Source organism: Pseudomonas sp. 86_A (assembly GCF_017491705.1).
GTDB classification, from domain to species: domain Bacteria; phylum Pseudomonadota; class Gammaproteobacteria; order Pseudomonadales; family Pseudomonadaceae; genus Aquipseudomonas; species Aquipseudomonas koreensis.
Genome location: NZ_JAFGYS010000001.1, coordinates 139615 through 150983 on the forward strand (window position 1 = coordinate 139615; position 11369 = coordinate 150983).

The 11369-nt window shown below is 60.5% G+C and carries 9 protein-coding genes; 3 read left to right on the forward strand and 6 right to left on the reverse strand.

Going from position 1 to position 11369, the window contains the following annotated elements; genetic code table 11:
- Window positions 1–156: 156 nt before the first annotated feature.
- Window positions 157–1041 carry a LysR substrate-binding domain-containing protein gene (locus tag J5M57_RS00610; RefSeq protein WP_207849785.1) on the forward strand — a complete coding sequence of 295 codons (885 nt, stop codon included), beginning with the start codon at window positions 157–159 and terminating at the stop codon, window positions 1039–1041.
- Between the two features lie 191 nt (window positions 1042–1232).
- Here the strand turns inward: J5M57_RS00610 and J5M57_RS00615 are convergent, their stop codons facing one another.
- The 6 genes from J5M57_RS00615 to J5M57_RS00640 form a co-directional block, all read right to left on the reverse strand.
- A complete protein-coding gene (locus J5M57_RS00615) occupies window positions 1233–1838 on the reverse strand; it encodes a DUF6338 family protein (RefSeq protein ID WP_207849786.1) in 606 nt (201 codons plus the stop codon).
- A gap of 119 nt (window positions 1839–1957) precedes the next feature.
- Window positions 1958–3571, reverse strand: coding sequence for a GMC family oxidoreductase N-terminal domain-containing protein (locus tag J5M57_RS00620; protein ID WP_207849787.1), 1614 nt, complete (start codon window positions 3569–3571; stop codon window positions 1958–1960).
- Between the two features lie 154 nt (window positions 3572–3725).
- Window positions 3726–4943 carry a mandelate racemase/muconate lactonizing enzyme family protein gene (locus J5M57_RS00625; RefSeq protein ID WP_207849788.1) on the reverse strand — a complete coding sequence of 406 codons (1218 nt, stop codon included), beginning with the start codon at window positions 4941–4943 and terminating at the stop codon, window positions 3726–3728.
- A 1-nt stretch (window position 4944) separates the two neighbouring features.
- A complete protein-coding gene (locus J5M57_RS00630) occupies window positions 4945–6264 on the reverse strand; it encodes an MFS transporter (RefSeq protein ID WP_207849789.1) in 1320 nt (439 codons plus the stop codon).
- A gap of 82 nt (window positions 6265–6346) precedes the next feature.
- Window positions 6347–7771: an aldehyde dehydrogenase gene (aldA, locus tag J5M57_RS00635; protein ID WP_207849790.1), complete on the reverse strand. Its 1425-nt coding sequence runs from the start codon at window positions 7769–7771 to the stop codon at window positions 6347–6349.
- Between the two features lie 187 nt (window positions 7772–7958).
- The gene (locus J5M57_RS00640) at window positions 7959–8891 is read right to left on the reverse strand and encodes a LysR substrate-binding domain-containing protein (RefSeq protein ID WP_169841395.1); all 933 of its coding nucleotides are present in this window, start codon (window positions 8889–8891) and stop codon (window positions 7959–7961) included.
- A gap of 186 nt (window positions 8892–9077) precedes the next feature.
- Here J5M57_RS00640 and J5M57_RS00645 point away from each other — a divergent pair, with 186 nt between their 5' ends.
- Window positions 9078–10256 (forward strand): hypothetical protein, encoded by a 1179-nt coding sequence (locus J5M57_RS00645; RefSeq protein WP_207849791.1) that lies wholly within the window; start codon window positions 9078–9080, stop codon window positions 10254–10256.
- A gap of 215 nt (window positions 10257–10471) precedes the next feature.
- The gene (locus J5M57_RS00650; protein WP_207849792.1) at window positions 10472–11347 is read left to right on the forward strand and encodes a LysR substrate-binding domain-containing protein; all 876 of its coding nucleotides are present in this window, start codon (window positions 10472–10474) and stop codon (window positions 11345–11347) included.
- Window positions 11348–11369 lie beyond the last annotated feature (22 nt).

Sequence of the window (11369 nt, forward strand, 5' to 3'; positions counted from 1 at the left end):
TCGGTAAATCTCGGTCAAAATCGGGCCGTGTGGCGGTGAACAGTTGTGCGCAACGAATGATTGCGTCACGCTCCCGCCATCTCATGGTGCTTATGTTCATTGCTTGGCGCCGTCGGGACAAGCGTAAAATCGACCCGTAATCCATGACTAAAACGAATGAATCCACGCACCCTCACCCCGTCCATGTCGTTGTTGCTGGCTTTCGAGGCCGCCGCGCGCCATGAAAGCTACACCCGCGCCGCCCACGAACTGTCGCTGACGCAGAGCGCGGTCAGCCGCCAGGTGCAGATTCTGGAAAAGATGCTCGGCATGCGCCTGTTCAGCCGTGAAGGCCGGCAAGTGGTGCTGACCGATGTCGGACGCATGTATCAGCGCGAACTGGCCGAAGCCCTCGGGCAGATCCGCAGTGCGACCTTGCAGGCGATGGCGTTTGGTTCGGGCATTCACAGCCTGCGTCTGGCGACGCTGCCGACCTTCGGCTCGAAATGGCTGCTGCCACGCCTCAAGGATTTCTACACCGCGCACCCCGGCATGACCGTGCACTTGCATTCGCGAATCGAAGCGATCGACTTCGACACCAGTGAGATCGACGCTGCGATCTGTGTCGGCGCCGGTGACTGGCCAGGGCTGAGCGCCCTGCCCCTGCACACTGAAGAACTGGTGGTGATCGCCAGTGCGCAGTTGTCGGCAGCCGAACGGCTGGACGCTGAACAACAGATTGCCGGACAGCTGTTGCTCAATGTCAGCAGCAACGCCCAGGCCTGGGCGGAATGGTTCACCCATCACGACTTGCCGCACCGCAGCATGCGCATCGGGCCGAGCTTTGAAATGACCTCGCACCTGATTCAAGCGGTGCGAGCGAATATCGGCGTGGGGCTGGTGCCGCGGATTCTGGTGGAGGACGAATTGCTTAACGGCGAGCTGCTGCAACTGGGGGAACCGATCACCAGCCGGCGCAGCTATTACCTGGTGTACCCGCCACGTAATGAGGCGTTGCCGTCGTTGAAGGCGTTTCGGGATTGGTTGGTGGATACGCTTTGACCGCAGATCCCATGAATGCATGACATAACAAAACGCCGCTCGATGAGCGGCGTTCAGTCAATCTTTATGATGGCGTTTTAGCGGTGGCGGCGCACTCGGCCCTTTGACAAGCGGCTTGGCCAGCAACTTGCCGTCCGGGCCATAAAAGAGGCGCCTGACGCTAGGTGGCATGGGAGTAGGCTCTTTTGCGCTCATGGTGAAACCTCTTCGACAGAACTGAATTCGACCCACTGAACTTTCGAGGAATCTATCACTAATAATTCGGCGCCAAAAGGCAACGCCACGCCATCCTCCCCCAACCAGCCTGGATTAAGCATGATGAACTGTCCCTCCAGGGGGCCGGAAGGCCACTCGATGGGCCAGCCGAACAATCGCCTTTCATCGGTCAAATGCAGCGTTACCAGCCGATTGTGGCGGACAAACGTGCTGTACCACTCGCTGGGATAAGAGTTTTTATTGGTTACATTTTTACTTCGTAACCATTTGTGCAACTTGTCATTCGAGGCCAGCGCACACGACAACAAGCCGAGTCCCGTTGAAACCATAAACGCCCACATAGCCTGGGCTTTGCCATCCCATTTCCCTACAGAAAAGCCCTCCGAGCCTATCCATAAGGCAACAGCCCCGATCCCCAACACCACCCCATGAATCACAAACGTAAAAATCAACGCCTGCACAATCTGCCCAAACGTGTTAGGTCGCTTGAATGCGGTGAGCGTATAAAAAATCCAGGTCGAGACAAACCCGGGGATGAGGTATTGCAACAGCGGAATCACTTCTTTGACCAGATCATCCATGATCCAGGGCTCCTTGAAAGACTTGCCGGCCCGATAAGTGACCGGCAATCAAAGCCTAGTGCAGACTGAAAAAATGCCGCCGCCCAACTGTCACAGCGCATTACGCACGCCGCTAAAACCTATGCATCCTGCAGAATCAGATCAGCCCCTTTCTCCGCCACCATCAGCACCGCCGCATGGGTATTGCCTGACGTCACGTTCGGGAAGATCGACGCATCGACGACCCGCAACCCTGCGAAACCATGCACCTTCAGGCGCTTGTCGACCACCGACGTCTGCTCGTCCGCGCCCATCGCACAGGACCCGCACAGGTGGTAGATCGAGCCACAGTTGTCGCGAAAGTACTGCAACATCTGCTCATCGGTTTCCACCGCCGGCCCCGGCAAGACTTCATCGACGGTGATGCTCTTGAGCGCCGGCGCACTCATGATCGTGCGCATCAGGCGGCTGCCCTGAATCACTTCATCGATGTCCTTTTGCGTGCTGAGGTAGTTCGGGTCGATCAACGCCGCATCCCGTGGATTTTTCGAAGCGATTTCAACGTGCCCGCGACTGGTCGGCCGGCACGGATTGAAGCACAGCAGGAAGCCCGAATACGGCTCTGGCTTGAGGCTGGCCTTGTTGTTTTTCGGGATCTGGTACGACAGCGGATTGAAGTACAGCTGCAGGTTGGGATGCGCCTGCTGGGCATTGCCACGGAAGAATCCGCCCGCCTGATTGACGCTCATCGCCAGCGCGCCCTTGCGGGTCAGCAGGTATTTGAGGCCGAGTTTGAGCTGGCCGAACAGCGAGCTCAGTTCATCGTTCAAGGTCGGAATGTTGGCCTTGTAGTAGTAGCTGACGCACAGGTGATCCTGCAGGTTGCGCCCCACCGCTGGCAGGTGCCTGACCAGCGGAATCTGGTGCCTGGCGAGCAGCTCGCGATCGCCCACGCCGGACAATTGCAGGATCTTCGGCGTGTCGACCGCACCCGCACAGAGGATCACTTCCTTGCGCGCAGTAAACGTACGCACGACACCGTGCTGGGTGATCGAGATACCGGTGGCGCGCTGTTGCGCATCGTCAAACAGCACGCGATCCACCAGTGCGTAATGCTCGATGGTCAGATTCGGCCGGCTGAGTGCCGGGTGCAAATGCGCAAAGCTGCTGGAACAGCGCTGACCGTTCTTGGTATTGACGTCGTACAGGCCCGCACCTTCGAATTTAGCGCCGTTGAAATCGTCGCTGCGCGGATAGCCGAGCTGCGAGCAACCTTCAAGAAACACATCGCAGATCGGGTGGGTCTGGCCCTTCATCGGGGTGATGCTGATCGGGCCGCTGCCACCGTGGTATTCGCTGTCGCCCAGCGGATGATTTTCCAGTTTGCGGAAGTACGGCAGCACGTCCTTGAAGCCCCAGCCGGCGTTGCCGTTGGCCGCCCAGTCGTCGAAGTCATGGGCCTGGCCACGCACGTAGATCATCGCGTTGATTGACCCCGATCCGCCCTGCACCTTGCCGCGCGGGGCGTAGATTTCGCGATTGCCCAGTTGCTTCTGCGGCTGGCTGTAGTACATCCAGTTGAAGGTCGGGTTGTAATACATTTTGGCGAAGCCGACCGGGATCTTGAACCACAGCGAGCTGTCCTTGCCGCCCGCTTCCAGCAGCAGCACCGTGTATTGCCCGGAGGCTGAGAGCCGGTTTGCCAGCACGCAGCCTGCTGCGCCAGCGCCAGCGATGATGTAGTCGTATGTCATGCACGGTTACCGCGTAAGTCGTTGTACAAAATTTGAATGAGCGCCGGAATTCCACTGTGGGAGCGAGCCCGCTCGCGAAGGCGTCGTATCAGCCGCCACCTTCAGAGAATGACCCACCGCTATCGCGAGCAGGCTCACTCCTACAGGAACCGTGTCACCCACGCGCTGGCGATGTGTCTTTGACGTCCACTGGAGTCGGCGCCATTTGCAGGTGCAGGCGCGCGCCGGTGTATGGCGAATGCTTGCGCACCACGTCCATGTTCAGCTCCACGCCCAGACCCGGCTCGGTGGACGGAATGATGTAACCGTCCTGCCACTGCAGCGGTTTTTTCAGGATCTCGGCATGGAAGCCGCCCCAGGTCTCGATGCTCTCCTGGATCAGGAAGTTCGGCGTGCAGGTCGCCAGCTGGAAACTCGCCGCCGCGCCAATCGGCCCGTTGTACAGGTGCGGGGCGATCTGCGCGTAGTAGGCCTCGGCCATGCTGGCGATTTTCTTGGCTTCGAGCAGGCCGCCGCAGCGCGCCACGTTCATCTGCAGAATCGACGCGCCGCCGGCCTGCAACAGCTTGAAGAACTCGTACTTGGTGGTCAGGCGCTCACCGGTGGCAATCGGGATGCTGGTCTTGGCCGCGACTTGCGCCATGGCCTCTTCCTGACCCGGTGGCACCGGCTCTTCGAACCACAGCGGGTCGTACTTTTCCAGACGCTTGGCCAGACGGATCGCCGACGACGGCACCATCTGCCCGTGGGTGCCGAACAGCAGATCGCATTTGTTGCCCACCGCTTCGCGGATCTTGCGGCAGAAGGTTTCGCAGCGCTCCAGCACCTCCAGCGAAATCTGGTGCCCGGAGTACGCGGTGTACGGGCCGGCCGGGTCGAACTTCAGCGCGGTGAAGCCTTTGTTCATGTTCTCGACGGCGCATTCAGCCGCCAGGTCCGGGTCGTCGTAGTCGTACTCGCCACGGCTGTTGACCGGGTACAGGTAAGTGTAGGAACGCAGACGCTCGTTGACCTTACCGCCGAGCAACTCATAAACCGGCTTGTTCGCCGCTTTGCCGATGATGTCCCAGCAGGCCATCTCCAGACCGCTGACCACGCCCATCATGGTCAGGTCGGGACGCTGGGTGAACCCGCTGGAATAGGCCTGGCGGAAGAAGCGTTCGATGTGGTGCGGATCCTGGTTGAGCAGGTAGCGTTCGAACACGTCTTCGATGATCGGCAGCATGGCTTTCGGTCCGAAGGTCGCGGCGTAGATCTCGCCCACGCCTTCGATGCCGCAGTCGGTCTTGAGCTTGACGAACAGCCAGTACATGCCGCCCACGTGCGGTGGCGGTACGGCGACGATATGGGTTTCAAGGGCGATGACTTTCATCTCAGGCACCTGCTTTATTGAGAGATTTGCGATTGATTCGGGCGCGCAGGACCACGGCAGCCAGGGTGCCGATCAGACCGATGGCGGCGATGTAGCCGAAGTACAGCTGGTAGCCGAAGGCGCCGGGGAAGTGTTCGGTGAGGTAGCCGTTGATCAACGGGATAAAGGCATCCGGCATGTAGCCGACCACCGAGACGATGCCGATGGCCAGGCCGGTGATGCGCAGCGGAATGTTGCAGCTGTCGAGGATCGCCCAGTACAGACCGCGAATCGCGTAGGTCATCAGGCCAATGAAAATCACCGTGGCGATCAGCAGGCCCATGCTGTTGAGCGCCGGGAAGACGATCAGGCCGATGATCGCCAGACTCGCCAGCAACAGCGCGACGATCAACACCGAGATGTTCGAGAACTTGTCCCCCAGCCAGCCACCGCCGATGCCGCCGATGGGGCGCATCCACAACTTGATGGTGGTGATGGTGCCGGCCATGACGGCGGTCAGGCCGCTGCCTTGCAGGTAGTCCGAGAAGCTGTAGGTGGCCCAGAAGATGTGATAGCCGCAGAACACGATGGCAGTGACCAGCCACAGCTCGGGAATCTTCACCAGCGTCGCCAGATCCGTGAGCAGGTTGAACTTGCCCTTCTCCACCGGCGGCGTGTCCTCCATCGACTTCGGGTCCTTGATCAATACCAGCACACAGCCGATGGCGATACAGGTGAAGGCGTAGAGATAGACCACATGGCGAAAGCCTTCGGCGGTGGATTCGCCGCGGGTTTCAGTGGCGAAGGCGAACAGCGCCAGTGCCACCGTCGCCAGCAGCGCCTCGACCAGGCCGCGACCGCCATCGAGGATGCCGAAGAAGCGTCCCTGCTCGGTGTGATGCGCGATCATCTTCACGCGTTTGAGCACCGAGGCCCAGAAGGTCAAACCGGTGGTCAACCCCCAGCAACCGAAGATGATCATCAGCCCGGTCAGCGACGGCGCGGTCGAATACCACAGACCCAGCGCCCCGGTTGCCACCAGCGAGAAGAAGATCAGAAAGCGCGGCGCAATCCGGTCGGCCAGCCAGCCGCTGGGCAAGTAACTGAGGAGGAAAATCGTGCCGAGCATCGAGTACAGATAGCCCAGTTCACTGTGGCTGATCTGGAACACCTCGAGCATCGTGGTCTGGTAGACCTGACGCAGGTACAGAATCGGATAGATCGCACCGGCGGCGAGCACCAGCAACATCAGTTGGAAATAGCGACTTCCCTTGTCGCTCGGGCTTTTCACAGCCGAATGGGATCCCTGAACAGCGGCAGCAGAGGATGCATGCTTGGACATTGAAGTGACCTCGGGCAACCCGTGCTCCGGGCGCCCCTGATAATTGTTTTTATAGGTGCAGCATGAGGCGTGTAGCGGTGGATCAGTACTTCATGACCACGAGTCGGGTCTGGGTGAATTCGAGCATGCCGTGCTTGCCGTCATCGCCGCCCAGGCCGGAGCGTTTCCAGCCGGCGTGGTAGCCCTGATACGGATCGGCCGGGGTGCGATTGACGTACAACTCGCCGGCCTCGATGGCGTTGGCGACTTTCTGCGCGGTGCGGTAATTCTCGGTGTAGAGCACCGACGCGAGGCCAAACTGATGGTCGTTGGCCAGGGCCAGCGCTTCGTCGATGTCGCGGTATTTGAGGACTGGCAGCACCGGGCCGAAGATTTCTTCCTGGACGATTTCCATGTCCTGGCGGCAGCCGCTGAGCAGGGTCGGCGGATAGAAATGCCCCTTGCCTTGCGGCAGCACGCCGCCACTTTCGAGCACCGCGCCGTCGGCGATGGCGCGCTCGACCATGGCGTGGATGTTGCGCTGCGAACTGGCGTTGACCAGCGGGCCCATCAGGCTCGCATCGGTGGCGCGATCACCGAATTTCACAGCGGCGATTTTGGCCTTGAGCAACGCGAGGAATCGATCGTGAACGCTTTCCTGCACGTAGACCCGCTCCACTGCCGTGCACAACTGGCCGCAATGGGTGGTTTTCGAGGCAATGATCGCAGTGGCCGCCGCTTCCAGATCGGCATCGGCCTCGATGATCGCCGGGGTCTTGCCGCCCAGTTCCAGCGACGGCTTGGCGATGTTGGCCTTGCAGTAGTCGAGGACGATGCGCCCGGCGTTGACGCTGCCGGTCAGGGTAATCAGGCCCACGGCTTTATGGGTGCAGACGACCGCCGCTGTGGCGTGATCCATGGTCAGAATATTGATGACGCCCGCCGGCATGCCCGACTGCTGCACCGCCTTGGCGATTTCGAACGCCGAGGTCGGCGTGTTGTTGCTCGGCCGTACCACCACGGTGTTGCCGGCAATCAGCGCCGGGGCAATCTTGCGCAGCAAGGTGTAGACCGGATAGTTGAACGGGATCAGGCACGCGACGACGCCGATCGGTTCGCGGTGCAGAAACAGGTTTTCGTCAGGGCTGTCGCTGGGAATGATCTCGCCTTCGATGCGCCGGGCCCATTCGGCGTGGTAGCGGGTGATCTGCGCGGCGTAGCGCGCTTCGTTGCTGGCGTCGTTGAGGCTCTTGCCGGATTCGGCAGCCAGCGCGGCGCCGATGGCTTCGGCACGTTCTTCAAGGGCAATGGCTAACGCTCGCAGGTGCTCGGCACGCTCGATGCTGGTGAGCTTGCCCCAGCGCTTTTGCGCAGCGGCGGCGGCATCGACAGCTGCGGTAGCCTCTTCGGCGCTTGCGGCCGACACATGGCCGAGCAAGGCTTCGGTGGCCGGGTTGTAGACCGCGATCAACGCCGCGCTGGCCGGCTCGACAAACTGGCCGTTAACAAAATTTCGCTCGATTCGCATGTGTATCGCCCATCGTTTGTTTTTATCAATGCCACCAGTCTTGTCATCGACGGCAGGTTGAACAAACGATTTAAAGGGCGGTTGAACATTCGAAAAATGCAGGTTACCCAAAAGATCGCAGCCTTCGGCAGCTCCTACATTGATCGCCTTCCCCTGTAGGAGCTGCAGCAGGCTGCGATCTTTTTCCTCAGGTCACCGCAGTGGAAGGCTCCAGTTGGCGCTGCGCCAGCCAGATCTCCTCTTGCAGCCACTGCGCAAACGCCTGCAATTGCGGCATCTCGGTCTGCTCCGGCCGGGTCACCAGCCAGTAGGATTGATGCCCTTCCACGTGCACATTCAGCACTTGGGTCAACTGCCCGCTGGCCAGTTCCGCCGCGACCATGTGCCAGTCGGCAATGGTGATGCCCAGGCCGTCGGTCGCGGCTTGGATCGCCAGGTCCAGCAGGTCGAACTCGTAGCCGCCCTGGGTATCGACGCCGCTGATGCGTGCCGCGTCCAGCCAGTGCTTCCAGGTCAGGTAACGCTGATCTTCCCTGGCGAGCACATGCAGCAGCGTCAGGCGGTTGAGGTCGATGCCCTGCTCGCCGCCCTCGCGGGCATATAACGACGGCGCGCACACCGCGATGTGCCGTTCCTGAATCAGCAGCGAACTGTCGAGGCCGTCCCATTCGCCATCGCCAAAACGGATCGCGCAATCGAGGGTGCTGGTTTCTGCCAGGCTGTCCTGCAAACGCGTGGTGATGCTCAGTTCGAGTTCCGGATGCTGCTCGCGCAAGCGCCCCAGACGCGGCATCAGCCAGCGACTGGTGAAGGTCGGCGGCGCGTTGATGTGCAGTCGGTTGGAATGGGTTTTCTGCTGAATGCTGCGCACCGTCAGTTCGATCTTGTCGAACGACTGGTGCAACGCCCGCAGCAGCACCTTGCCGGCGGCTGTCAGCTCAAGATGATGATGGCGGCGCTCCAGCAGGCTTTCGCCGAGCTGTTCTTCCAGCTGCCGCACCTGACGGCTGACCGCACTCTGGGTGACGTTAAGCAACTCGGCGGCGCGGGTAAAACTGCCGGTGCTGCCGGCCACTTCGAACGCCTTGAGCGCGTTCAGGCCGGGCATTTTGCGTTTCATATCAAGGCACTCGAAAACCACTGACAAGGCGCCAAGCATCCCACGACTGTGCCGGACTGTCCTACAGGATTTTCCGAGTAACATGCATTCGATGCAGGTTTGCGCATCGTTTTTATCGTTTGTTCAACCTCCGGCGGATGGCAAAACTGCGCGGCATCTCTAATAAAAACAATCGAGAGCCGCTCCATGCCCTTCCCTGTCTCTTTGCGCCTGCGCACCACCTCTATCGTTCTATTCTGCAGCGTTGCTGCGCCGGCGATGGCGGTACAAGTCACCGACAACCTCGACCTCGGCGGCGCCATTCGTGCGCGCTGGGATGTGGACCCGGATCGCGACATTCAGAAGTTCGGTCTCGACACGGTGTTCCTCAGCGCCAAATACAACTCCGACAGCTGGATCGGCGAGGCGCAATACCGCTTCTACGGTCGCTCCTACCCTTACCAGTACACGAAAAACTATGGCGACATTCAGTTCGCCAAGTTCGCCTGGGTGGGCTACAAGTTCAACCCGGACCAGCAACTGCAAGTCGGCCTGAACACCGTGCCATTCGGCTTGCAACCGTACTTCGGCAGCACCTTCTACGAAACCCTGGGCAACGTCATCGGCCTGGAAGACGTGCAGCAGGTCGGCGTCAAATACATCCAGCAAAGCGGCGACTGGAATATTCAGGGCGGCTACTACCTGCGCCCGGCGTGGCAAGGCAAAGGCACGAGCAAGGGGGTGACCTACTCCAGCGTGGTGTCCGGGGCCGACAGCTACGTGGCGGACGGCAGCGATAACCAGGAGCGCAACACCGTGGTGTTGCGCGTGGCCAAAGCACTGGACCTGGGCCCGTGGAAGTCCGAAGTGGGGATCTCCGGCCTGACCTCGACTCTGGAAAACAAGGACACCGACAACGACGGTCGGCGCAACGCCGTGGCCGTGCACTACCTGGGCAAAAACGGCCCGTGGGGTGTGCAGTTGCAGGCGGCACGCCAGCAGATGTCGCCGCGCAATGCCGGTAACGATGAGTTGGTGACCCTCGGCGGTTACGACGGCACTTACAACGTCGCCAGTCGCGGCAATCTGTACGTGGCGGACCTGAGCTACGACGTGGCCGGCAAATACCTGTTCGATCAAGTCAGCGGGATCAAGCTCTACGCCAATTACAGCGCCTTCGACAAATCCGCCAGCGGCTTCAAGACCTCTGAACGAATGATCCTCGGCAGCTCGTTTTCGGTGAGCAAATTATGGGTGGCGACCGAGTGGTTGTTCGGCCGGAACGATCCGTACATCGGTGGCAGCAGTTACACCCAGAGCCTGGGCGCGGGCGGGCTGGATCAGTGGGAGAATCAGTTGTATGTGAATGTCGGGTATTACTTCTGATCCTGATGCTTTGGCGTTCATGACATAGCTATCGCGAGCAGGCTCACTCCTAGAGTGGTCCGTGCACAGATCCAAATGTAGGAGTGAGCCTGCTCGCGATGGCGTCCGCCCAAACAACACTTGCATCAAATCCCCACCAATAGTCAGATAGCCCCTACCGACAAAACCTACAAAAATAACACCGAGCCAAACGCTCGACCCGGGGTCCCGCCTTCATGCGTCAACTGCCCTCGCTCAACACCCTGCGCGTGTTTGAAGAAGTCGTGCGGCATCGCAGTTTCAGTCAGGCCGCACTCGGTCTGAACGTCACCCAGGGCGCCGTCAGCCGCCAGATCAAACAACTTGAAGACTACCTCGGCGTCGCGCTGTTCGTGCGCACGCCGCAAGGCCTGTCGCTGACCGAGGCCGGCAGCAATTTAAAGCCGCATCTGGCCGAGGCTTTCGACCACATGGAGCGCGCCCTGCAAGCCATTCGCGTACCCAATCTGCGCCAACGCCTGCGCGTGCTGGCGCCGCCGACCTGGGCCACGCGCTGGCTGTCGCCGCACCTGCGCGCCTTCTGCCAGCGCTACCCGGACATCAGCCTCAGCGTGACCAATCAGGCCGGCCACGACAGCCTCGCCGAGATCGACTGCCACATCCGCTTCGGCCTCGCAGCGTCCAGCCATTGCGCCAGCCAACTGCTGGTGATGGAACGCCACATCGCCGTCGCCAGCCCGGAGCTGTTCGACGGCGACCAGGCGCCGGACCTGCGGCAATTTCCATTGCTGCACATCCTGCACGACGGCAAGCGCTTGAAGGTCTGGGAGAACTGGCTGGCGGCCATGGGCCGTGACGACATCGATGCCGCCCAAGGTCTGGAATTCAGCACCCTGGATCAGGTGATCCACACCGCACTGGCCGGTGGCGGGCTGGCGGTGATCGACCGGCAGATGATCGAAAAGGAACTGGCCAACGGCAGCCTGCTGCCGATCACCCCGATCGAGGTGATCGGCCCGTATGGTTATTGGCTGGACGTGGCGAATGACAAGCAGGGCTTGTCGAAAGTGAAGCTGTTTACCGATTGGTTGAGTCTGGTCAGTAACCCTTGAAACACCGCGCTCCCATTGTAGG

Excerpts from the sequence above, each read along its gene's own strand:
- J5M57_RS00610 (WP_207849785.1), top strand. The coding sequence starts at position 157 with ATGAATCCACGCACCCTCACCCCGTCCATGTCGTTGTTGCTGGCTTTC.
- J5M57_RS00615 (WP_207849786.1), bottom strand. The coding sequence starts at position 1,838 with ATGGATGATCTGGTCAAAGAAGTGATTCCGCTGTTGCAATACCTCATC.
- J5M57_RS00620 (WP_207849787.1), bottom strand. The coding sequence starts at position 3,571 with ATGACATACGACTACATCATCGCTGGCGCTGGCGCAGCAGGCTGCGTG.
- J5M57_RS00625 (WP_207849788.1), bottom strand. The coding sequence starts at position 4,943 with ATGAAAGTCATCGCCCTTGAAACCCATATCGTCGCCGTACCGCCACCG.
- J5M57_RS00630 (WP_207849789.1), bottom strand. The coding sequence starts at position 6,264 with ATGTCCAAGCATGCATCCTCTGCTGCCGCTGTTCAGGGATCCCATTCG.
- aldA (WP_207849790.1), bottom strand. The coding sequence starts at position 7,771 with ATGCGAATCGAGCGAAATTTTGTTAACGGCCAGTTTGTCGAGCCGGCC.
- J5M57_RS00640 (WP_169841395.1), bottom strand. The coding sequence starts at position 8,891 with ATGAAACGCAAAATGCCCGGCCTGAACGCGCTCAAGGCGTTCGAAGTG.
- J5M57_RS00645 (WP_207849791.1), top strand. The coding sequence starts at position 9,078 with ATGCCCTTCCCTGTCTCTTTGCGCCTGCGCACCACCTCTATCGTTCTA.
- J5M57_RS00650 (WP_207849792.1), top strand. The coding sequence starts at position 10,472 with ATGCGTCAACTGCCCTCGCTCAACACCCTGCGCGTGTTTGAAGAAGTC.